Origin of the sequence: Streptomyces sp. NPDC086519, from assembly GCF_040686075.1 — a bacterium.
Classification (GTDB): domain Bacteria; phylum Actinomycetota; class Actinomycetes; order Streptomycetales; family Streptomycetaceae; genus Streptomyces; species Streptomyces shenzhenensis.
This window is the reverse complement of the sequence record NZ_JBFBJL010000106.1, coordinates 1-22,789: the sequence shown is the minus strand read 5'-3', so window position 1 is coordinate 22,789 and position 22,789 is coordinate 1. Positions and strand designations below refer to the sequence as shown.

General features: G+C 71.1%; 16 protein-coding genes and 1 pseudogene. 5 read left to right on the top strand and 12 right to left on the bottom strand.

Going from position 1 to position 22,789, the window contains the following annotated elements; genetic code table 11:
* The 5 genes and pseudogenes from AB0P24_RS45405 to tkt form a co-directional block, all read right to left on the bottom strand.
* Positions 1 to 803, bottom strand: a pseudogene (locus tag AB0P24_RS45405) (glucose-6-phosphate isomerase); the annotation flags it as partial.
* Entirely contained in the window at positions 796 to 1,731 is a 936-nt protein-coding gene (gene opcA, locus AB0P24_RS45400) for a glucose-6-phosphate dehydrogenase assembly protein OpcA (RefSeq protein WP_365804924.1), read from the bottom strand. The gene opcA and the pseudogene AB0P24_RS45405, both read right to left, overlap by 8 nt.
* Complete coding sequence (gene zwf / locus AB0P24_RS45395; RefSeq protein WP_365804922.1) at positions 1,728 to 3,296, bottom strand: glucose-6-phosphate dehydrogenase; 1,569 nt, start codon at positions 3,294 to 3,296, stop codon at positions 1,728 to 1,730. The genes opcA and zwf overlap by 4 nt, the downstream gene beginning before the upstream one ends.
* Positions 3,296 to 4,438, bottom strand: a complete 1,143-nt coding sequence (tal, locus tag AB0P24_RS45390; RefSeq protein WP_365804920.1) for a transaldolase — start codon at positions 4,436 to 4,438, stop codon at positions 3,296 to 3,298. The genes zwf and tal overlap by 1 nt, the downstream gene beginning before the upstream one ends.
* A gap of 32 nt (positions 4,439 to 4,470) precedes the next feature.
* Positions 4,471 to 6,561: a transketolase gene (gene tkt / locus AB0P24_RS45385; RefSeq protein WP_365804918.1), complete on the bottom strand. Its 2,091-nt coding sequence runs from the start codon at positions 6,559 to 6,561 to the stop codon at positions 4,471 to 4,473.
* Between the two features lie 146 nt (positions 6,562 to 6,707).
* Between tkt and AB0P24_RS45380 the strand changes: the two genes are divergently transcribed.
* Positions 6,708 to 7,604 (top strand): AraC family transcriptional regulator, encoded by an 897-nt coding sequence (locus AB0P24_RS45380; protein WP_365804916.1) that lies wholly within the window; start codon positions 6,708 to 6,710, stop codon positions 7,602 to 7,604.
* Between the two features lie 55 nt (positions 7,605 to 7,659).
* On the opposite strand, the gene AB0P24_RS45375 is transcribed toward AB0P24_RS45380, so the two are convergent.
* From AB0P24_RS45375 to AB0P24_RS45360, 4 genes are all read right to left on the bottom strand, one after another.
* Positions 7,660 to 9,069, bottom strand: a complete 1,410-nt coding sequence (locus AB0P24_RS45375; protein ID WP_365804914.1) for a glycoside hydrolase family 16 protein — start codon at positions 9,067 to 9,069, stop codon at positions 7,660 to 7,662.
* Positions 9,070 to 9,247: 178 nt separating this feature from the next.
* Positions 9,248 to 10,495, bottom strand: a complete 1,248-nt coding sequence (locus AB0P24_RS45370) for an Ig-like domain-containing protein (protein ID WP_365804912.1) — start codon at positions 10,493 to 10,495, stop codon at positions 9,248 to 9,250.
* A gap of 222 nt (positions 10,496 to 10,717) precedes the next feature.
* Positions 10,718 to 11,497: an IclR family transcriptional regulator gene (locus tag AB0P24_RS45365; RefSeq protein ID WP_365804910.1), complete on the bottom strand. Its 780-nt coding sequence runs from the start codon at positions 11,495 to 11,497 to the stop codon at positions 10,718 to 10,720.
* Positions 11,494 to 11,913: a MarR family transcriptional regulator gene (locus AB0P24_RS45360; protein ID WP_365804926.1), complete on the bottom strand. Its 420-nt coding sequence runs from the start codon at positions 11,911 to 11,913 to the stop codon at positions 11,494 to 11,496. The genes AB0P24_RS45365 and AB0P24_RS45360 overlap by 4 nt, the downstream gene beginning before the upstream one ends.
* A 230-nt stretch (positions 11,914 to 12,143) precedes the next feature.
* Between AB0P24_RS45360 and AB0P24_RS45355 the strand changes: the two genes are divergently transcribed.
* From AB0P24_RS45355 to AB0P24_RS45340, 4 genes are read left to right on the top strand one after another with little or no spacing between them, the layout of a single operon-like run.
* On the top strand, positions 12,144 to 13,061 hold the full coding sequence (locus tag AB0P24_RS45355; RefSeq protein WP_365804908.1) for an SDR family oxidoreductase: 918 nt from the start codon (positions 12,144 to 12,146) through the stop codon (positions 13,059 to 13,061).
* Positions 13,061 to 13,936: an amidohydrolase family protein gene (locus tag AB0P24_RS45350; RefSeq protein ID WP_365804906.1), complete on the top strand. Its 876-nt coding sequence runs from the start codon at positions 13,061 to 13,063 to the stop codon at positions 13,934 to 13,936. The genes AB0P24_RS45355 and AB0P24_RS45350 overlap by 1 nt, the downstream gene beginning before the upstream one ends.
* Positions 13,937 to 13,946: 10 nt before the next feature.
* A complete protein-coding gene (locus AB0P24_RS45345) occupies positions 13,947 to 15,452 on the top strand; it encodes a long-chain fatty acid--CoA ligase (protein WP_365804904.1) in 1,506 nt (501 codons plus the stop codon).
* A gap of 14 nt (positions 15,453 to 15,466) precedes the next feature.
* The gene (locus AB0P24_RS45340; RefSeq protein ID WP_365804902.1) at positions 15,467 to 15,922 is read left to right on the top strand and encodes a MaoC family dehydratase; all 456 of its coding nucleotides are present in this window, start codon (positions 15,467 to 15,469) and stop codon (positions 15,920 to 15,922) included.
* A gap of 144 nt (positions 15,923 to 16,066) precedes the next feature.
* On the opposite strand, the gene AB0P24_RS45335 is transcribed toward AB0P24_RS45340, so the two are convergent.
* Genes AB0P24_RS45335 through AB0P24_RS45325 form a run of 3 tightly spaced genes read right to left on the bottom strand, consistent with a single transcriptional unit; the run spans position 16,067 to position 22,634 of the window.
* Complete coding sequence (locus AB0P24_RS45335; RefSeq protein ID WP_365804900.1) at positions 16,067 to 17,734, bottom strand: histidinol-phosphatase; 1,668 nt, start codon at positions 17,732 to 17,734, stop codon at positions 16,067 to 16,069.
* 21 nt (positions 17,735 to 17,755) lie between these two features.
* Positions 17,756 to 19,588, bottom strand: a complete 1,833-nt coding sequence (locus AB0P24_RS45330) for a LamG-like jellyroll fold domain-containing protein (protein ID WP_365804899.1) — start codon at positions 19,586 to 19,588, stop codon at positions 17,756 to 17,758.
* Between the two features lie 49 nt (positions 19,589 to 19,637).
* The gene (locus AB0P24_RS45325) at positions 19,638 to 22,634 is read right to left on the bottom strand and encodes a glycoside hydrolase family 2 TIM barrel-domain containing protein (RefSeq protein WP_365804897.1); all 2,997 of its coding nucleotides are present in this window, start codon (positions 22,632 to 22,634) and stop codon (positions 19,638 to 19,640) included.
* Positions 22,635 to 22,789: the final 155 nt, after the last annotated feature.

Here is a 22,789-nt window from a genome sequence, read left to right as displayed (position 1 = left end):
CCGACCCAGTCCCAGAACTCGAACATGTTGGCCGTGTCGATGCCGAAGTCCGACACCTTCTCGGAGTTCGTGGAGAGGGCCACGAAGTGCTTGGCCACCGCCTTCTCGTCGCCCAGCCCGTCGAGCAGCCAAGTGCGCGCCGAGGTCGCGTTGGTGATCGTCTCGATCGTCGTGAACGTCTTCGACGCGACGATGAACAGCGTCTCCGCCGGGTCCAGGTCGCGGGTCGCCTCGTGCAGGTCGGCGCCGTCCACGTTGGACACGAAACGGAACGTCAGCTCTCGTGCGGTGAACGCCCGCAGGGCCTCGTAGGCCATCGCCGGGCCGAGGTCGGAGCCGCCGATGCCGATGTTGACGACGTTCTTGATGCGCCTGCCGGTGTGGCCGGTCCACTCGCCGGAGCGGACCCGTTCGGCGAAGTCGCTCATCTTGTCGAGCACGGCGTGCACGGCCGGGACCACATCGGCCCCGTCGACCTCGACCACCGCGTCGCGCGGGGCACGCAGGGCGGTGTGCAGGACCGCCCGCTTCTCGGTGATGTTGATCTTCTCGCCGCGGAACATGGCGTCCCGCAGCCCGAACACGTCGGTGGCGGTGGCCAGTTCCCGCAGCAGGGCGAGGGTCTCGTCCGTGATCAGGTGCTTGCTGTAGTCGATGTACAGGTCGCCGACCCGTACGACGTACCGCTCGGCGCGCGCCGGGTCGGCCGCGAACAGCTCACGCAGCACCGGCTGGCCCTCGGCCCGGTGGTCCTCCAGGGCGGCCCACTCCGGCCGCCGGGTGAGCTCGGGGGTGTCAGACATGGGAGACGGTCTCCTTGGTCCCCTCGCCCCGCAGGGCGATGGCGTACATCTCGTCCGCGTCGAGGCGGCGCAGTTCCTCGGCGATGAGTTCGGAGGTGTGGCGGACCTTCAGGGCGAGGGTGCGCGGCGGCTGGCCCGGCAGGGTCAGGGTCGCGAGCGGCCCTTCGGGGCGGTCGATGACGATCTCGCCGGTGGCGGTCCCGAGCCGTACCTTGGTGACGACCGGGCCGGGGGAGGGCACGCGGTCCACCGTGACCTTCAGCCGCGCCTCCAGCCAGCGGGCGAGGAGTTCGGCGCTGGGGTTGTCCGCCTCGGCCTCGACGGCCGCCGAGGTCACCGTGACCCGGGCCTGGTCGAGGGCGGCGGCCAGCATGGACCGCCACAGGGTGAGCCGGGTCCAGGCGAGGTCGGTGTCGCCGGGCGCGTAGTTGCGGGCGCGGGTCTCCAGGACCTGCATCGGCCGCTCGACCGCGTACAGGTCGGTGATCCGGCGCTGGGCGAGCGCGCCGAGCGGGTCCTTGGACGGGGTGTCGGGGGCCTCCACCGGCCACCACACGACCACCGGGGCGTCCGGCAGCAGCAGCGGCAGGACGACGGAGGCGGCGTGGTCGGAGACCTCGCCGTACGTGCGCAGGACGACCGTCTCGCCGGTGCCGGCCTCGGAGCCGACCCGGACCTCGGCGTCCAGGCGGGACGTGGTGCGGTCGCGCAGGGTGCGGGCGTGCCGCTTGATGACGACCAGGGTGCGCGAGGGGTGCTCGTGCGAGGCCTCCTCGGCCGCCTTGATCGAGTCGTAGGCGTTCTCCTCGTCCGTGACGATCACCATCGTCAGGACCATGCCCACGGCCGGGGTTCCGATGGCGCGGCGACCCTGCACCAACGCCTTGTTGATCTTGCTTGCCGTGGTGTCCGTCAGGTCGATCTTCATGGCCTGCGCCAGCTCCGTCCGTCTCGTGCGAGCATCTCGTCGGCTTCCTGCGGTCCCCAGCTGCCCGACTCGTACTGTGCGGGCTTACCATGCTGTGCCCAGTACGTCTCGATCGGGTCGAGGATCTTCCAGGACTCTTCCACTTCCTGGTGACGAGGGAACAAGTTGGCGTCGCCGAGCAGCACGTCCAGGATGAGCCGCTCATACGCCTCCGGGCTGGACTCGGTGAAGGACTCGCCGTAGGCGAAGTCCATCGTCACGTCCCGGATCTCCATCGAGGTGCCCGGCACCTTGGAGCCGAAGCGGACGGTCATGCCCTCGTCGGGCTGGACGCGGATGACGATCGCGTTGGCGCCGAGCTCCTCGGTGGCCGTGGAGTCGAAGGGGGAGTGCGGGGCCCGCTGGAAGACCACCGCGATCTCGGTGACGCGGCGGCCGAGCCGCTTGCCGGTGCGCAGGTAGAAGGGGACGCCCGCCCAGCGGCGGTTGTCGATCCCGAGTTTGACGGCCGCGTAGGTGTCGGTCTTCGACCCGGGGTCGATACCGTCCTCCTGGAGGTAGCCGATCACCTTCTCGCCGCCCTGCCAGCCCTCGGCGTACTGGCCGCGCACGGTGTGCTTGCCCAGGTCCTCCGGGAGCTGGACCGACTTCAGGACCTTCAGCTTCTCGGTGAGCAGCGCGTCCGCGTCGAACGCGATCGGCTCCTCCATCGCGGTGAGGGCCATCAGCTGGAGCAGGTGGTTCTGGATGACGTCCCGGGCCGAGCCGATGCCGTCGTAGTAGCCGGCGCGGCCGCCGATGCCGATGTCCTCGGCCATGGTGATCTGCACGTGGTCGACGTAGGACCGGTTCCAGATCGGCTCGTACATCTGGTTGGCGAAGCGCAGCGCCAGGATGTTCTGGACGGTCTCCTTGCCCAGGTAGTGGTCGATGCGGAACACCTGGTCCGGATCGAACACGTCGTGCACGACCGCGTTCAGGTCCTGCGCCGAGGCCAGGTCGTGGCCGAACGGCTTCTCGATGACGGCCCGCCGCCAGGACCCGGCCGGCGGGGTCGCCAGGCCGACCTTCTTCAGCTGCCGCACGACCTTGGGGAAGAACTTCGGCGGCACGGAGAGGTAGAACGCGAAGTTGCCGCCGGTGCCCCGGGAGCTGTCCAGCTCGTCGACGGCCGCCTTGAGCTGCTTGAACGCGGTGTCGTCGTCGAAGTCGCCGGGGATGAACCGCATGCCTTCGGCGAGCTGCTGCCAGACCTCCTCCCGGAAGGGGGTCCGGGCGTGTTCGCGCACCGCGTCGTGGACGACCTGGGCGAAGTCCTGGTCCTCCCAGTCCCGGCGGGCGAAGCCGACGAGTGAGAAGCCCGGCGGCAGCAGGCCGCGGTTGGCCAGGTCGTAGACGGCCGGCATCAGCTTCTTGCGGGACAGGTCACCGGTCACCCCGAAGATGACCAGGCCCGACGGGCCCGCGACCCTCGGCAGCCGCCGGTCGCGCGCGTCGCGCAGCGGGTTGTCCCAGTCGGAGGCGGGTACCGCCGGCACCCGCACCTCCTTGGCGGTCTCGCTCATTACGCCTCAACTCCCTTGCTGTTCAGGGACTTCGTGACGGCGTCCAGCAGCTCCTGCCAGGCCGCCTCGAACTTGGCGACGCCCTCGTCCTCCAGCTTGCCCACGACCTCGTCGTAGGAGATGCCGAGCCGCTCCACCGCCGCCAGATCGGCACGGGCCCGGTCGTAGCCGCCCGTCACCGTGTCGCCGTGGATGTCACCGTGGTCGGCGGTCGCGTTGAGCGTCGCCTCCGGCATGGTGTTGACGGTGCCGGGGGCCACCAGCTCGTCGACGTAGAGGGTGTCCTTGTACGCCGGGTCCTTCACGCCGGTGGAGGCCCACAGCGGGCGCTGCCGGTTCGCGCCCGCCGCCGCCAGGGCCGCCCAGCGCTCGCCGGTGAAGACGCCTTCGTAGGCCTCGTAGGCCAGCCGTGCGTTGGCCAGTGCCGCCCGGCCCTTCAGCGCGAGCGCCTCGTCGGTGCCGATGACGGTCAGCCGCTTGTCGATCTCGCTGTCGACGCGGGAGACGAAGAAGGACGCCACGGAGTGGATCGTGGAGAGGTCCAGGCCCTTGGCCGCGGCCTGCTCCAGGCCCGCCAGGTAGGCGGCCATGACCTCGCGGTAGCGCTCCAGGGAGAAGATCAGCGTGACGTTGACGCTGATGCCCTCGGCGATGACCGCGGTGATCGCCGGGAGACCGGCCCTGGTCGCCGGGATCTTGATCATCACGTTGGGGCGGTCGACCAGCCAGGCGAGCTGCTTGGCCTCGGCGACGGTGGCGGCGGTGTCGTGGGCGAGGCGGGGATCGACCTCGATGGACACCCGGCCGTCTGTGCCGTGTGACACATCGTATACAGAAGACAGGACATCGGCGGCGGCCCGCACATCCTGCGTCGTCATCATCCGCACGGCCTCCTCGACCGTGACCCCCCGCACGGCGAGGTCGGCGAGCTGCTCCTCGTACCCCTCGCCGGAGCCGATGGCGGCCTGGAAGATCGACGGGTTCGTGGTCACGCCCACGACGTTCTTCTCCGCGACGAGCGCGGCGAGGTTGCCGGTGCTGATCCGCTTGCGCGACAGGTCGTCCAGCCAGATCGAGACGCCCTCGTCGGAGAGGCGCTTCAGTGCTCCCGCGGTGGCGGTTGCTTCGGTCACAGTGATCATCTTCCTCTACTGAACTGTTTCTGGCTGGTGGATCAGGCGGTACGGGCGGCGGCGAGCGACTCGCGGGCCGCGGCCGCCACGTGCTCGGCGGTGAAGCCGAACTCGGCGAACAGGGTCTTGGCATCGGCGGAAGCACCGAAGTGCTCCAGGGAGACGATCCTTCCGGCGTCGCCCACGAAGCGGTACCAGGTCAGGCCGATCCCGGCCTCGACGGCGACCCGCGCCCGCACGGCCGGCGGCAGGACGCTCTCGCGGTACTCGCGGGGCTGCTCCTCGAACCACTCCACGGACGGCATCGACACCACCCGGGTGCCGATTCCCTCGGCCTCCAGGAGGTCCCGTGCCGCGACGGCGAGGTGCACCTCGGAACCGGTGGCGATCAGGACCACCTCCGGGGTCTCGGCCGACGACTCGCGCAGCACGTAGCCGCCCTTGGCCGCGTCCGGGTTCGGCGCGTACGTCGGCACGCCCTGGCGGGTCAGCGCGAGCCCGTGCGGGGCGGGGTGCGTGGCGTGCCTCTTCAGGATCTCGGCCCAGGCCGTCGCGGTCTCGTTGGCGTCGGCCGGGCGGACGACGTTCAGGCCCGGGATGGCGCGCAGCGCGGCCAGGTGCTCGACCGGCTGGTGGGTCGGGCCGTCCTCGCCGAGCCCGATGGAGTCGTGCGTCCAGACGTACGTCACGGGCAGCTGCATCAGGGCCGCCATGCGGACCGCGTTGCGCATGTAGTCGGAGAACACCAGGAAGGTGCCGCCGTAGATCCGGGTGTTGCCGTGCAGGGCGATGCCGTTCATCTCGGCGGCCATCGAGAACTCGCGGATGCCGAAGTGGACGGTACGGCCGTACGGGTCCGCCTCGGGCAGCGGGTTGCCCTTCGGCAGGAACGAGGACGTCTTGTCGATCGTGGTGTTGTTCGAGCCCGCGAGGTCGGCGGAGCCGCCCCACAGCTCGGGCAGCACCGCGCCGAGCGCCTGGAGGACCTTCCCGGAGGCGGCGCGGGTGGCGACGGAGCCGCCCTCCTCGAAGACGGGAAGCTCGGACTCCCAGCCCTCGGGGAGCTGACCGGCCACGACCCGGTCGAAGAGCCGCGCGTGCTCCTCGTTCTGGCCGCGCCACTCGGCGATGCGCTTGTCCCAGGCGGCATGGGCCTCGGCGCCCCGGTCGAGGGCGCGGTGGGTGTGGGCCAGGACGTCGGCGTCGACCTGGAAGCTCTGCCCGGGGTCGAAGCCGAGGAGGCGCTTGGTGGCGGCGACCTCGTCGGCGCCGAGCGCGGAGCCGTGCGAGGCCTCGGTGTTCCGGGCGTTCGGGGCGGGCCAGGCGATGATCGTGCGCATCGCGATGATGGACGGCCGCTCGGTCTCGGCCTGCGCCGCCTTCAGGGCCGCGTACAGCGCGTGGACGTCGACGTCGCCCTCGGCGGTGGGCTCGATGCGCTGGGTGTGCCAGCCGTAGGCCTCGTACCGCCCCAGGACGTCTTCCGAGAACGCGGTCGCGGTGTCGCCCTCGATGGAGATGTGGTTGTCGTCGTAGACGAAGACCAGGTTGCCGAGCTTCTGGTGGCCGGCCAGCGAGGAGGCCTCGGCGGAGACGCCCTCCTCCAGGTCGCCGTCGGAGACGATCGCCCAGATGGTGTGGTCGAAGGGGGAGGTCCCCTCGGGGGCCTCCGGGTCGAACAGGCCGCGCTCGTAGCGGGCGGCCATCGCCATGCCGACGGCGTTGGCGACGCCCTGGCCGAGGGGGCCGGTGGTGGTCTCGACACCGGCGGTGTGGCCGTACTCGGGGTGGCCGGGCGTCTTGGACCGGTGGGTGCGGAACGCCTTCAGATCGTCCAGTTCCAGCTCGTACCCGGCGAGGAACAGCTGGGTGTAGAGGGTGAGCGAGGTGTGCCCGGGGGAGAGGACGAAGCGGTCCCGGCCGGTCCACTCGGGGTCGGCCGGGTCGTGGCGCATCACCTTCTGAAAGATCGTGTACGCGGCCGGCGCCAGGCTCATCGCGGTGCCGGGGTGCCCGTTGCCGACCCGCTGCACGGCGTCGGCCGCGAGCAGGCGCGCGGTGTCCACGGCGCGCCGGTCCAGGTCGGTCCACTCGAAGTCGTCGTCGAAGCCCACTGATGTCTGCGTGCTCATCTTCAAGAAGTCCTCGTTCGAAGCGGTCTGGCTGGCGTAACGCGTTCAAAAGTAAAAGTCTGACTTTTAAGAGGGAAGGTCGGAGTGTGTCAGCCTGTGGTGAAAGTGGGACACGGATCTTCGACAGGGATAGGCACGAGAAGGACATGGCGGACAGAACGCCCAATGAGCCGGGCGACGATGACGGAATCAGAACCCTCCCCTTCCCGGTGGATCTGAGCGTCGGCGGCGTCGGCATCCAGGTCGGCCCGCTCGGGACCGAACGCCTCTGGCACGCCGACGCCCCGCTGGAGCGCGTCCACCGCATCGACTTCCACGTGGTGATGCTCTTCACCGACGGCCCGGTCCGGCACATGATCGACTTCGCCGAGTACGAGGCCCGGGCCGGCGACCTGCTCTGGATCCGGCCGGGGCAGGTGCACCGCTTCTCGCGGACCTGCGAGTACCGCGGAACCGTCCTGACCATGCAGCCCGGCTTTCTGCCGCGGGCGATCGTCGAGGCGACCGGTCTCTACCGCTACGACCTGCCGCCCCTGCTCCGTCCCGAGGCACCGCAGCTCGCCGCGGTCCAGGCGTCGCTCGCCAACCTGCAACGCGAGTACGAGGACGCCGAAACGCTCCCCCTGAGCCTGCACACCTCGGTTCTGCGGCACTCCCTGACGGCGTTTCTCCTGCGCCTCGCCCATCTCGCGGCCAGTTCGGCGGAGGCGGCGCGCCGCCAGGCCGACACGACCTTCACCCTTTTCCGGGACGCGGTGGAGAAGGACTTCGCCACCAACCACAGCGTCAGCGTCTACGCGGACGCCCTCGGTTACTCCCGCCGCACCCTGGTCCGCGCGGTCCGCGCCGCGACCGGCGAGACCCCCAAGGGCTTCATCGACAAGCGGGTCGTCCTGGAGGCCAAACGGCTCCTCGCCCACACGGACCTCCCGATCGGCCGGGTCGGCGTGGCGATCGGCTTCCCGGACGCGGCGAACTTCTCCAAGTTCTTCCACCTGCACACCGGGCAGACGCCGGTGGCGTTCCGGGCGGAGCTGCGCTGACACGACGACGGCGCCGGAGGGCATCCCCTCCGGCGCCGCGTGGTCGACTCCCGTGTCAGTGACCGAAGTCGAACCAGTTCACGTTCACGAAGTCCGCCGACTGGCCGCTGCTGAAGGTCAGATAGACGTCGTGGGTGCCCGTCACCGAGCTGATGTTGGCCGGGACCGTGGTCCAGGTCTGCCAGCCTCCGGTGTTGGCGACCGAGAAGCTGCCGATGGGAGAGTTGGAGGGACTGTCCAGACGCACCTGGACCAGACCGCTCACCCCGGACGCCGCGCCGCTCGCCACCCTCGCGTAGAACTGTTTGGCCGCCGTGGAGCCGAAGTCGACGCCCTTGTACAGCGCCCAGTCGCCGTTGGCGACGTAGCCGATGTCCTGGCCGCCGCCGGTGTCGGTGGTGGTCTCGGCGGTGACGCCGGACTGGCTGTCGTACGACTCCGCCTGGATGGCGCTGTACGCGTCCCGGCTGCCGCTCGGCGGGGTGGTGGTACCGCTCCCACTGGACTGGAGGACCTGGACGTAGTCGACGACCATCGGGTGCCCGGACTCGGTGGCGCTGGTCGGACCGCCGCCGAACGCGCCCGGGAAGCCGCCGCCCATCGCCACGTTCAGGATGACGAAGAAGCCGTGGTTGGTGGCGTTCGCCCAGGTGGTGGCGTCGACCTGACTGGAGGTCACCGTCTGGTAGTTGACACCGTCGACGTAGAAGCGGATCGCCTCGGGGCTCACCGAGCGGTCCCACTCCATGGTGTAGGTGTGGAAGCCGGACTGGCAGGTGGTGTTGGGGCAGGCGGTCGAGTTGCCCAGGCCCGTCGTCTCGTTGCAGGGGCCGCCCGGGTTGGTGCCGCAGTGCATGGTCGCCCAGACCTTGTCCAGGCCCTGCACGTTCTCCATGATGTCCAGCTCGCCGACGCTCGGCCAGTTCTGGTAGTTGCCCCGGTAGGGCGCGCCCAGCATCCAGAATGCGGGCCAGTAGCCGTAGGCGGCGGTGCCGGTGACGTTCGGCATCTGGATGCGGGCCTCGACGCGCAGCTTGCCGCCGGCCGGAGGCTGGAAGTCGGTGCGGGTGGTCTCGATCCGGCCCGACGTCCAGTTGCCGGCCGAGTCCCGCACCGGCGTGATCTTCAGGTTGCCGCTGCCGTCCAGGGCGACGTTGGTGGTGCTCGACGTCATCGTCTCGACCTCGCCGGTGCCCCAGTTGGCGGCACCTCCGGGATACGAGGTCCCGGTGTCGTACTGCCAGTTGGACGTGTTGACGCCGGTGCCGGCCGAGCCGTTGAAGTCGTCGAGGAAGACCTGGCTCCAGCCGGACGGCACGCCGGGCGCCGAGGCGCTGGCGGGAAGGGTCGCGGTCGTGGCGGCCGCGACCGCCAGACCCATGGTGGCGAGCGCGGCGAGCAGGGCGCGACGCAGCGAGCGCCGCCGTCTGTGATCCGCGGCGGGTATACCGGAGGTTTCACTCATGGGGGTGCCTCTCGGGTACGGAGGGGAGTGCGCGGGCGTGACTCCGAGAGCGCCGGGACTGCCTGAGAGCGCTCTCAAAGTGGGCCCAATGTGCTCTCCGTGCCTGCGGCCGTCAAGAGTTAAAACAAAGAATCTCCTTGTTTCCCACGGGAGTTCACGCTCTGAAGCCGGCCGCTCGCTAGATCGCGCTGCCGGCCTTCCAGTCCGCCCAGGACAGGTTCCACCCGTTGAGGCCGTTGGAGGCCTCGACGGTCTTCTCGCCGGAGTTCCTGACGATCACCACGTCGCCGATCATCGAACTCTCGTAGAACCTGTAGCCGTCGACCGAGGTGTCGCTCGCGCCCTTGGCGTCGTGCAGGCCGACACAGCCGTGGCTGGTGTTCTCGTGGCCGAAGACCGAGGTGGACGCCCAGTAGTTGCCGTGCACGAAGGTGCCGGAGGTGGTCAGGCGCTGGGCGTGCGGGACGTCGGAGATGTCGTACTCGTCGCCGAGGCCGACCGTGGAGGACTCCATCCGGGTCTGCTTGAACCGCTCGCTGATCACCATGATCCCGGACCAGGTGGTGTGCTGGGCGTTCCCGCCCGAGACCGGGTAGGCGGCGTAGGTGGCGCCGTCCCGCTTCACGACCATCTGCTTGGTCGACAGGTCGACCGTCGAGATCTGCTCGCGGCCGATGTGGAAGGTGACGTCCTTCGACTGCACGCCGTAGACACCGTCCGAGCCCTCGACGTCCTTCAGCCGCAGACTGAGGGTGATCTTGGTGCCGGGCGCCCAGTACGTCTCCGGGCGGAAGTCGAGCCGGGTGTCGCTGAACCAGTGGCCGACGATCTCGACCTCCGGCTCGGCGGTCACGGTGATCGCCTTCTGCACCGCCGCCCGGTCCTTGACCGCGTGCGTGAAGTTGATCGACACCGGCATGCCGACGCCGGACGTGGAGTCCGCCTCGGGCGTGAAGTAGCCGATGAACGTCTCGCCGGGCGACTTCGTGGTGAAGGTGGCCACCGTCTCGTCGGTCGCGCCCAGCGCCTTCGCCGTCACCGTGTACTTCGTGCCGGAGTACGGGTTCTTCGCGGACGTCCATGTCGTCTTCGCGTCGTTGAAGGTGCCCGGCAGCGTCGACCCGTCGTTGCCCGCGACGGTCACGGAGGCCAGCGTGCCGTCGGTCACCGTGACCTCGACGGGAGTGCTGAAGTCCGCCTTCGTGGTGCCGGAGACGGGCGTGACCGAGATCGTCGCCTTCTTGGTCGCGGACTTCGCGGAGGCCGTGGCGCCCTTGCCGTCGGTTGCGGCCGAGGCGTCCGCGGAGGAACTGCACCCGGCCAGCGCGGCCCCCGCGGGCACCGCGCCGAGCGCGGCGAGGATCCCGCGCCGGGACCACTTCCCCGACTGCCGTCCGGACCGGTTCGATATGTGCTGGACGCCCACGACACGCCTTCCTGACTTGTCCACCTGTGTCAGGGCATCCTGCGCCGACTGTATGGGGGGTTCCTTTGAATCGCGGGGGTGTTCGCTGAGATTCCGATGAGGAGCGGGAAGGTCACCCTGCGCGGTCGCGGCCAGGGACCCTCGTCCTCCCGCACCTGTCCCGGTACCCGCGCCCAGGCGGCCTCGCCCGGCTCCCGGTACACCCCGCTGGCCGTCACCCGGTCACGCTACCCGGCCCGTCCCGTCGTCCGGTCCGGGCTGCCAGCCCAGCGCCCGGGATATCCCGCGGGCCGCCAGCCGCACCGCCGGGACCAGCACCGGCACCTGGGCGGCCGCCTCGGGCACCACCACCGAGACGGCCGCGACCACCTGTCCGGTCGCCCCGCGCACCGGAGCCGCCACCGACAGCGCGTCGTCGGTGACCTGACGTCTGCTCACCGCCGCCCCCGTACGCCGGACTTCGGCCAGCGAGCGGCGCAGCCTGGCCGGATCCGTGACCGTGTGGGGCGTGAAGGACGCCAACGGGCCCGCACAGTAGTCCTGCTGGAAGCCGGCCGTCTCGTGCGCGAGCAGCACGAGCCCCACCCCGGTCGCGTGCAGCGGCCAGCGGGCGCCCACCCGGATGTGCACGCCCACCGCCGACCGCCCCGACAGCCACTCGATGTAGACGACCTCCGACCCGTCCCGGACCGCCAGCTGCACGTTCTCGTGCGTCGCTTCGTACAGGTCCTCCAGGTACGGCAGGGCGACCTGCCGCAGCGCCAGACCGCGCGGCGCCAGCGCGGCCAGCTCCCAGAGCCGCAGGCCCACGTGGTAGGTGCCGTCCGCGTCCCGCTCCAGCGCGCCCCATGCGGTGAGCGCCCCGACCAGCCGGTGCGCGGTGGTCAGGGAGAGCCCGGCGCGGCGGCTGATGCCGGACAGGCTCAGCGCCGTGTGTCCGTGGTCGAAGGCGGCCAGGACCGCGAGCAGCCGGTCGGGTGCCGAGCGGGTGACGGCGGTCATGGCCGGTCGGCGACGCGCAGCAGCAGGGCGTGCAGCGTCGCCCGCTCGGTCGCGTCGAGCGGGCCCAGCAGATCGTTCGTCACGCGCCGGCCCGCCTCGTCGGTGTCCCGCAGGAACGCCCGGCCGGTGTCGGTCAGGGCGACGATCCGGCTGCGGCGGTCGTCGGGGGAGGGGCGCCGTTCGGCGAAGCCCAGCTTCTCCAGGTCGTCGACCAGGCCGACGATCGCGCTCGGGTCGTAGCCGAGCCGGGTGCTCAGCTCCCGCTGGAGCGAGCCCTCCGAAGTGGCGAGGTAACGCAGCACCGCGTAGTGGCGCAGCCGCAGCCCCGACTCCTGGAGGAACGTGTTGAAGACCTGCCCCGAGCGCAGGCCCAGGCGGTACAGCAGGTACCCCGTGTCCGCGTGCAGCTCGCGCATCCACGGCTCGTCCGCGTCGATCGAGGTCGGGTTCTCGGTGTGCTGGCGGGTGATGACGGTCTCCCTGCTACGGGCCCCGGCGGCGGGGCGGTCTGTCGCACGGATTCCAGCATGAGGCACCCATGGGACGACAACAACTATTGACGTCAACAATTATTGCTCTTAGCTTCGATCTCGAAGTTCGCAGGCGGCCCTCGGGGCCGCCACCGTCGTCTGTGAAGGGACCGACCGTGCCCACCATCGATCTCACCGGCAAGGCCGCCGTCGTCACCGGCAGCGGCCGGGGCCTCGGCCTCGCCTACGCCCACGCCCTGGCCGCCCGCGGCGCCTCGGTGGTCGTCAACGACATGGACGAGGCCGTCGCCGAGCAGGCCGTGAAGTCCATCGCCGAGGCCGGCGGCACCGCCGTCGCCGAGGTGGTCCCGGTCGGCACCGCCGAGGCCGCGGACCGCCTCGTGAGCAGGGCCGTACAGGAGTTCGGCCGCCTCGACATCCTGGTCACCAACGCGGGCATCCTGCGCGACAAGGTGCTGTGGAAGATGACCGACGACGACTTCGACGCCGTCGTCACCACCCACCTCAAGGGCACCTTCACCTGCGCCCGCGCCGCCGCCGTCCGGATGCGCGAGCAGGGCGAGGGCGGCACCCTGATCCTGGTCGGCTCCCCGGCCGGCCAGCGCGGCAACTTCGGCCAGACCAACTACGCCGCCGCGAAGGCGGGCATCGCCGCCATGGCCCGTACCTGGTCGATGGAGCTGGGCCGGGCCGGCATCACCGTCAACGCGATCGTGCCGGTGGCCGCCACGGCGATGACCGAGACCATCCCCGCCTTCGCCCCGTACGTCGAGGCCATGAGGAACGGCGAGCCGCTCCCGGACTTCCTGCGCAAGGGCGAGGGCTTCGGCACCCCCGAGGACTGCGCGGCCCTCGTCCCCTTCCTGGCCTCCGACGCCGCCCGCTCGATCACCGGCCAGGCCATCGGCATCGGCGGCGACAAGGTGACACTCTGGTCGCATCCGCAGGAGATCAGGGCGGCCTACGCCGACGGCGGCTGGACCCCGGACACCCTGGCCGACGCCTTCGCCACCTCGGTCGGCGCCGAACTCCAGACGGTCGGCATCCCGGCGCCCAAGCTCCCGGAGGCATGATGGACATCGCGACACTGACGGCGATCGACGTGCACACGCACGCCGAGGTCTCCGCCAAGGGCCACTCCTCCCTCGACGACGACCTGCACGACGCCTCCTCGGCCTACTTCAAGGTCGAGGGCAAGCGGAAGCCGACGATCGAGGAGACGGCCGCCTACTACCGGGAGCGGAACATGGCCGCCGTGATCTTCACGGTGGACGCCGAGTCCGCGACCGGCACCGCGCCCGTCCCCAACGAGGAGGTCGCCGAGGCCGCGGCCGCCAACGCCGACGTGCTGATCCCCTTCGCCTCCGTCGACCCCTTCCGCGGCCGCGCCGGGGTCAGGCAGGCCCGCCGCCTGGTCGAGGAGTACGGGGTGAAGGGCTTCAAGTTCCACCCCTCCGTCCAGGGCTTCTTCCCGAACGACCGCGCGGTGGCGTACGGCCTCTACGAGGTGATCGAGGAGACCGGCACCATCGCCCTCTTCCACACCGGCCAGACCGGCATCGGCGCCGGTGTCCCGGGCGGCGGCGGGATCCGGCTGAAGTACAGCAACCCGCTCCACGTGGACGACGTGGCGGCCGACTTCCCGCACCTGAAGATCATCCTGGCGCACCCGTCCTTCCCCTGGCAGGACGAGGCCCTTGCCGTCGCCACCCACAAGCCGGGCGTGCACATCGACCTGTCCGGCTGGTCGCCGAAGTACTTCCCGCCGCAACTGGTGCAGTACGCCAACACACTGCTCAAGGACAAGGTGCTGTTCGGCTCCGACTTCCCCGTCCTCACCCCCGACCGGTGGCTCGCCGACTTCGGGAAACTGCCGATCAAGGACGAGGTCCGGCCGAAGATCCTCAAGGAGAACGCCGCCCGCCTGCTCGGGCTGACCACGCCGTAAGGGGCCCCAGATGCGCAACGAGGGACTGGGCTCGTGGCCCGCACGCCGGGCCCGCAAGACGCCGCACCGCACGGCTCTGGTGTCCGGCGGGCAGTCGGCCGACTACCGCACCCTGTACGCACGCACCACCCGCCTGGCCCACGCCCTGCGCGCCCGGGGCCTGCGCCGCGGCGACCGCATCGGCTACCTCGGCCCCAACCACCCGGCCTACCTGGAGACCCTGTTCGCGGCCGGCACCCTCGGCGCGGTCTTCGTCCCGCTCAACACCCGCCTGGCCGGCCCCGAGATCGCCTACCAGCTCGCCGACTCCGGCGCCAAGGCCCTCCTCTACAGCCCCTCGCACGCGGGTCTGGTCGCCGGCCTGCCCGGCACCAGCGACGTCCGGACGTACGTCGAAGTGGGCCCCGAGTACGAGGAGTTGCTGGCCGCGGCGGCCGAGGACCCGATCGACGAACCGGTCGTCCCCGACGACACCTGCATCATCATGTACACCTCGGGGACGACCGGCCGCCCCAAGGGCGCGATGCTCACGCACGGCAACCTCACCTGGAACGCGCTCAACGTCCTGGTCGACACCGACCTGATCGCCGACGAACGCGCCCTGGTCTCGGCCCCGTTGTTCCACACGGCCGGCCTCAACATGCTCGCCCTCCCGGTCCTCCTCAAGGGCGGCACCTGTGTCCTGGTCGAGGCCTTCGACCCGGCCACGACCCTCGACCTGATCGAACAGCACCGGATCACCTTCATGTTCGGGGTCCCCACGATGTTCGACCAGGTGGCCCGCCACCCCCGCTGGCCGGACGCCGACCTCTCCTCCCTGCGCATCCTCACCTGCGGCGGCTCCCCGGTCCCCACCCCGCTGATCGCCCGGTACCAGGAGAGAGGCCTGACGTTCCTCCAGGGCTACGGCATGACGGAGGCCTCGCCCGGCACCCTCTTCCTCGACGCCGAACACGCCGTCGCCAAGGCGGGCTCGGCCGGCGTACCGCACTTCTTCAGCGACGTACGGGTCGTGCGGCCCGACCTGACCCGGGTCGACGTCGGCGAGACCGGCGAGGTCGTCGTCCGCGGACCCCATGTCATGCCCGGCTACTGGGGGTTGCCCGAGGAGACCGCGGCCTCCTTCGCGGACGGCTGGTTCCGCAGCGGTGACGCGGCCCGGGTCGACGAGGACGGCTACGTGTTCATCGTCGACCGCCTCAAGGACATGATCATCTCCGGGGGCGAGAACATCTACCCCGCCGAGATCGAGGACCTGCTCCTCGCCCACCCCGGCATCGCCGAGTGCGCGGTGATCGGCGTACCGGACGACAAGTGGGGCGAGGTGCCGCGCGCGGTGGTCGTACCCCGCGAAGGCGCCGTCCTCGACCCCGACGAGGTCCTGGCCTCCCTCTCCGGCCGCCTCGCCAAGTACAAGCTCCCCAAATCGGTGGTGCTCGCCGACCGACTCCCGCGCACCGCCTCCGGAAAACTCCTCAAGTCCCAGGTGCGCAAGCGCTACGGCACCGACTCCTGAGTAAGGACAGACACATGACCGTCACCGTCAACGGCCTCGACGAACTGAAGAAGCTCGCGGGCAGCGACCTGGGCACCAGCGAGTGGATCGAGGTCACCCAGGACCGCATCGACACCTTCGCCGACGCGACCGGCGACCACCAGTGGATCCACGTCGACCCCGAGCGGGCGGCCGCGGGTCCCTTCGGCGCCCCCATCGCCCACGGCTACCTCACCCTGTCGCTGTTCATCCCCCTGTTCACCGAGCTGCTGGACGTCCAGGGCGTCACCACGAAGGTCAACTACGGCCTGAACAAGGTGCGTTTCCCGGCCCCGGTGAAGGTCGGCTCCCGGATCCGGCTGGCCGGCCGACTGACGGAGGTCGAGGACGTGCCGGGCGGCGTGCAGATCGTCGTCGACGGGACGATCGAGATCGACGGCGGGACCAAGCCCGCCGCCGTGCTGCAGAGCCTCTCCCGGTTCTACGCGTAGGGCTTCGCCCGGACACCGGCTGCCGGGCTGCGGTGGCGGGGGAACTGCGGTCCGGCGGGGGCCGCCCGCCCGTGCCACGAGCCCCGCAAGGGGCGCGGGGAACTGCGCGGCCGGCCCCCACCGGCCCTAAGCCCTGCGGGGCGCTCAGCCCACCACGTCCACGAAGATCGGGTTCGAGTAGAACCACGTGTCCGCCCACGGGTCGCCGTTGCCCGGCTCGTGGGGGATCGGGCCGTGCGGGTCGACCGAGGCACCGAGGTAGCCCGTGCCGTTGCGCCTGCCGTCGCTGCCGCGCAGCCGGAGGTAGCAGGACTCGTCGCCCGCGGTGATCGGGATCCGCAGCGTGTACGTGCCCGTGCGGCCGGACACGTCCTTCGACTGCACGACCCTGGTGTCCGGCGCCTGCCAGGTGTCCCGGTCGGCGACCGGACCGCGCACCGCGCCCCGGATCACGTCGACGTGCGCCAACTGGGGCAGGATGCCCTGGGCGTTGACCCGGGACGCGGTCGTCACCGTCACGTTCAGGGTGATCCGCTCGCCCCTGCGGACGCGCAGCCGGCCGCCCAGCGTGACACCGGCGCCGTGGTCGCAGTCCCGCTTCAGCCGGACGTCCAGACCGTCGAGCAGGTGCCCGTGGTCCAGCCAGACCCGGCCCGCCCGCAGGCCCGCCATCACCGCGCGGTAGCCGTAGCGGGTGACGCCGACGTGGGTCCGGCTGAACTCGCCGGGCCAGAAGTCGCTGCCGGGCTGCGGTGTGCCCGTGTTCACCGGGTCGGGCAGCTTGCCGGTGTTGTCGAAGTTCTGCCCCGCCGGCCAGTCGCCGTTCTTCCAGGTGTCGAAGACCGTGCGGTGGTTGTCGGAGTTGGTGGTGATGGTGAACAGGCGGCCCTCGGACAGCATCGCGTCCCACAGACCGCCGACCGTCGCGGTGGCCCAGTCGAAGCCGCCGTACGTCAGATACGCGTCCGCCGGGTAGCCGGACCAGGACTGCGCGGACGGCTTGTTCTCGTACTCGCCGCGGATCGAGGTGGCCCCGCGCCAGCCGGGGATCGCGGCACCCTGGGCGCCGGGCGCGCCCTCCATGCCGATCATGATCTCGGAGGCCGCGTCCCGCCAGTTGCGCATCTCGTGCGGGGAGTCGATGCCCAGCCGCAGCGGGTGGTTGGCGAGGACGAGGACGTCGTCGACATAGCCGGTGCGGCGCTGCTCGGCCAGCCACTGGATGGCCTTGACCGCGTGCGCCTCGTTGCGGGCGGTGTCGGCCGCGCCCGCCGACCCCTCGGTGTAGCCGAGGAGCTTGCCGTCGTAGGCCAGCTCGAACCGCGTGAGCAGATCCGTCTCGTGCGGACCGGGCGCGGCGAACACCGTGCAGTGCTCGGCGGCCGGTATGTACCACTCCAGGCCCTGGAAGATCAGCTGGCGCGGGTTCTCGGCGCGTGCCTTGAGGATCTCCGCGTGCTCCAGCTTCGCGCCGTAGTAGGCGTGCCCGAAGTTGGCGTGTTCGTTGAACACCATCCAGTCCAGCCCGTACCGGGCGGCGGCCTGGGCCTGCTGGGAGAACGTGTACTTGGCGTCGTGGCTGTACACGGAGTGGACGTGGTGGTCGCCGACCAGGTAGGCGAGGCGCGGGTCCTCGCCGCCCAGGCCCCGGCCCGAGGCGGCGAACGCGGGGGCCGCCGCCGACCCGAGTGCGAACGCGGCGCCGAACAGGCCCGCACGGCGCAGGAGTCCACGTCTCGACATGCCCTGGGCGTCGAGCTCGGCGGGGGAGACGGAGGGATCGGCCCAGGCGGGCAGCTGCTGCTCGGTCATGAAGATGATCCTCGTAACGGGTCAGTGGGTCATGAAGGAGGAGACGGGCAGCGCCCGGGAGACGATCCGGACGTCGCCGAGGCGGCCGTGCAGGATCTGGTCGATCCTGTCCGCGTACTCGTAGCCGCCGAGCAGCCAGGGCTTCCCGGACGAGGCGATGCCGACCGCGGCGGCGTGCGGGTTGCGGGCGACCGGACAGCCCTGCACGTACATCGTGGTGTGCTTGCCGTCGTTGACGACGGCGAGGTGCCACCAGATCTCCGGGTCGGTCTCGTCGCCCCAGTTGGTGGCCAGCTGCCGCTGGTTGAGCGGGTGCACGGCCCACTGCGGGCCCGGACCGTCGGAGATGGAGAGCGTGGCCAGCGGCTCGTCCGGGTCGTCGGTGACGGTGCCGACCGAGCCGTTGTGGCCGGTGCGGCTGACCAGGCCGGACCAGGCGTTGTGCGCGGCGCTCCAGTCGGCGGGCAGCCGGTAGAACGCCTCGATGGTGTAACCGTCCCTGAAGGTCGCCGAGTTGAGCGGGGCGCCGTCGACGGTCCGCAGGTAGGCGCCCGTCAGCGGGGACTTGTGACCCGTGAACTCCAGGCTGCCGTGGCCCGGCTGGTCCGGGTGGTGGTCCGCCGACCAGCCCAGGGTGCCGCCGCCCACCGAGACCACCGTGAGGTCGTTGCCGTTGCCGGACAGGTCACGGACGGTGTCCGCGACGGCCGAGTCGAACCGCCAGTAGGCGGCCGTGCCCCGGACCAGCATCTGCGACGCGGGCCGCGCCGGGCGGACCGGCACCGGGTCGAAGCCGGCGAAGCGCTCCGCGAAGTCGATGCCGACGGAGAAGCGGTCCGCGTCGCCGCTCAGCTCCATCTCCTGCCGCTCCAGCTCGTTGAGGCCCTTCTTGGCCCGGCCGAGGATCCACGGGGAGACCGTCTCCACGTCGATGACGTCGCGGTCCAGGTCGAAGTGGTAGAGGCGGATCATCGCCGCGCCGCCGAAGTAGCGGTTCTGGTAGTTCGTCAGGTGCAGATGCACCTCGTGGCCGGCCGCGTTCTTTCGGGTCGCGCGGCCCGCCGGCCAGTAGTGGCCGTTCAGGGTGAGGAAGATCTGGTCGTGCTCGTTGATCAGCTGGTCCCACAGCTGCTGTCCGTACGACGACAACTCGTCATCGGCCACGACCAGTTCGTGCGTGGTGAGGATGACCGGCGCCTTCGGGTGGGCGGCGATGACGTCCTTCGCCCAGGTGTAGCCCCTGGCCGACAGCCGCCAGTCCAGCGCCAGCACGAGCCACTCGCGCCCGGCCGCCTTGAACAGGTGGCAGGTGTTGTAGCCGTCCGCGGAGGCCCCGACGAACGTCGGCTTGTCCTTGAAACGCCGCGGCCCGAAGGCGTCCAGGTACGGCGTGTCACCGCGCTGGTCGTCCGTCGACGACCTGATGTCGTGGTTGCCGGCCAGCACGCTGTAGCCGACCCCGCGGCGGTCGAGGATCCCGAACGCCTCGCTGATCGCGGCGAACTCCTCCGGCGCCCCGTTCTGGGTGAGGTCGCCGAGGTGGGACAGGAAGACGATGTTCTCGTCGGCCGCGCCGCCCTGCTCCAGCAGATAGTGCAGCGAGGCCTCGATGGGCGCCGGGTTGATGCTCGGCCCGTCGAAGAGGTACTGGGTGTCGGGCATCACCGCGAGGGTGAAGCGCCGGCTCTCCGGGTCGGGCCGCCGGCCGGAGCCGGAGGACGCCTCGGCGACGGCCGGCAGCGCGACCCCGGCGGTGGCGGCGGCACCGAGCAGCGCGGTGGCCCTGAGGAAGTTGCGTCTTCCGGCTCCGGCCTGCGCGGCCTCACCCTGGATGTGGTCATGCGAAGTACACACGAGTGCTCCGTGAGTAAGCAGAAGTGACGGCGAAGGGCGTGGGGGGATCTCAGCGGACGCGCAGGGTCCAGCTCCAGCGGTGGACACCCGGTGCGACGAGGTAGGAGGGGAAGGTGTCGGGACCGCACGACGCCGTGCCGAGGCCCCGGTGTGCGGCGTCGATGTGGACCACACAGCCGGCCCGCGGCACGAGTTCGTCGTGGTGCGTGACGGCGGTGAGGTCCTCGGCGCGGTAGCGGCTGACGGAGACCTGGCGGGGCCCGTCCAGTTCGACCGCGAGTCCGGTGGCGTCCGGCGCCGACAGCGTGAACCGCCGGACGCCGTGCCGCCCGCCGCTCTCCTGGGGCCGCAGGTAGGGGGTGAACAACTCGTCCACGGGCAAGGAGTGGTGCCCGACCGGGGCTCCGGCGGCGCGGTCGGGGTACGACTCCCAGGGACCCTGACCGAACCACTCCAGCAGATCGAGCCCGGCCACCGTCTCGAAGACCGAGCCGACCCGCGCCACGTCCGCGAACTCCTCGGGCAGCTCGGCCGACTCGTCGACCCGGACACCGCCCTCGACCGGCGTGAACTCCTGCCGGTGCCGTACCACCCCGACCGTGCCGGCGTACTCCGCGAGCACGGTCACCCTGCCCCAGCCTTCGGCCGGGGGCGCGTCCCTCTCGCTTCGCCCGCCGCTCCGGCGTACCGAGACCACCTTGCGCACCAGCCGGTCCAGGCCCCAGGCGCGCCAGCGCGGCGCCGTCCCGCCCAGCTCGTCGTTGTCGGTGGGCGCCCGCCACAGCGACAGCACCGGCGCGGCCGCCAGCAGCGGGTGCAGCAGCAGCCCCTCGTCGTCCACCTGGACGGCGGGCCCCGCCGGCACCGGCGGCCCGAGCGGGTCCGCCGCCCGGATCCGGATCTGCGGCGCGCAGATCTCCGTACCGGCCGGCGCCCACGCCTGGTCCTCGGCGACCGTCACCCGCAGCGTCAGCCACGCCTCACCGCCGTCCGCCGGCACCTCGAACGGCAGCGGTACGGCCGCGGTCTCGCCGGGGCACAGTGCGGGCAGTGCGGCCGGGCCGGTGAGGGTACGGCCGTCGGCCAGCGCCAGCTCCCAGGTGCCGGTCAGCCAGTCGAGGCCCCGGAAGTGCTGGTGGTTGGCGAGCACGATGCCCTCGTGCCTGAAGCACCGGATGCGGACCGGTGCCGCGATCTCCCGGTGCTCGTACATCGCGGGCTTGGGGGTGCGGTCGGGGAAGACGATCCCGTCCGCGACGAAGGCCCCGTCGTGCAGGGCCTCGCCGAAGTCGCCGCCGTACGCCCAGCGGTGGCCGGGCGCGGCGACACCGTTGTCATACAGTCCGGCGCCCGCGCGCCCGACCGGTCTTCCGTCGCTCACCCGTTGGAGAATTCCGTGGTCCCAGAACTCCCAGATGAACCCGCCCTGAAGCCCCGGAGTGGACTCGATGGCGGCCCAGTGGTCGGCCAGCGTGCCGTTGCTGTTGCCCATGGCATGCGAGTACTCGCACTGGATCAGCGGCTTGGTCTGCTCGCCGGACAGGGCGTGCGCCACGCAGTCCTCCAGCGGCGCGTACATCGGGCAGGCGATGTCGGAGGCCACGTCCGGGTCCGCCCAGCCGCGCTTGGCCGCCCCCTCGTACTGGAGCGGCCGGGTCGGGTCGTGCCGCCGCAGCCAGCCGGCCGCCGCGTCGTGGTTCGCCCCGTAGTCGGACTCGTTGCCCAGCGACCAGATGATGACCGAGGGGTGGTTCTTGTCGCGCAGCACCATGCGCGCGACCCGGTCCACGAAGGCGTTCAGGTAGCGCGGGTCGTCGGCGATCTCGTGGGCGTGGTCGTGGGACTCGATGTCCGCCTCGTCGACGACGTAGAAGCCCAGTTCGTCCGCGAGGTCGTACAGGGCCGGATCGTTCGGGTAGTGCGAGGTGCGGATCGCGTTGAACCCGAACCGCTTCAGCAGCACCAGGTCCGCGCGCATGTCGTCGTACGACACCGTCCGCCCGGTGAGGGGGTGGAAGTCGTGCCGGTTGACGCCCCGGATGAAGACCCGCTCGCCGTTGACGAGCAGGTCCCGGCCGGCGATCTCGACGTCCCGGAAGCCGACGCGGTGGTACGAGGTGTCGGCGACCGTGCCGTCGGCGCGGTGCAGCCGGACGGTCAGCCCGTACAGCTCCGGCTGTTCCGCGTTCCAGGTGCGCACGTCGGCCACGGTGGCGTGGATGCGGGCCTCGCCGAGGAAGTCGGAGACCCGGTCGTCCTCGATGTTGAGCCGGTCGAACCCGGCGTCCTGCGTGAGGGGTTCACCGTCGAGCTCGCCGGTGACGTACCAGCCCCCGGGCAGCGCCCGGTCGCCCGCCGCGTTCCGTACCCGGCAGTCCACGCGCAACTCGCCGTCCCGCCGCGCCCGCACGGTCACGTCCGCGAGATGAAAGGGGTCGGTCGCGTACAGCAGCACCGAGCGGGTGATCCCGCCGTGCCACCAGTGATCCTGGTCCTCGATGTGCGAGGCGTCCGACCACTTGACGACGGTGAGCCTGAGGACCGACCGCGCGCCGGGCCGGACGACTTCGGTGAGGTCGAACTCGGCCGCCAGGTGGGAGTCCTTGGAGACGCCCGCCGGCCGCCCGTCGACGTGCACGAGGAGCACGCTCTGCGCCGCGCCCACCTGGAGCACGACGCGCCGCCCGGCCCACTCCGCGGGGACGTCCAGTTCGCGCTCGTAGACCCCGGTCGGGTTGGCGGCGGGGGAGTCCGGCGGGAACTCGCGGAACGGCATGGTGACGTTCGTGTACTGCGGCAGGTCGTCCGTGTCCTGCACGGTCCAGGCGCCGGGGACGTGCGCCGTGGACCAGCGGCCGCCGGCCGGCGCGTCCGGAGCCGGCAGCAACTGGAAGCGCCAGTCGCCGTCCAGCGGGAGTGCTCCGGTGCGCCGGTCGACGGCGTTCATGGGGAGCCGGCGCCAGGAGGTCACCTCGGGTGCCTCCCAGGGGCGCAGGGCGATCAGGGGATCGGCGGGCCGGGGCCCGGGGACCGACGGATCGTTCATCGGCGGACGGCTCCCTTTTCTGCTTGCGGGGCATGGCGGGGCGGGGCGGTGCTGGGCAGGACCCCAGCCGCACCCCCGCCACCTCGGCCGCCGCCCGCCGCAGGACCGCGTCCGCCGCCGCCTCCGTGAGCCATGCCGCGTCCTGCGGCCCGCCC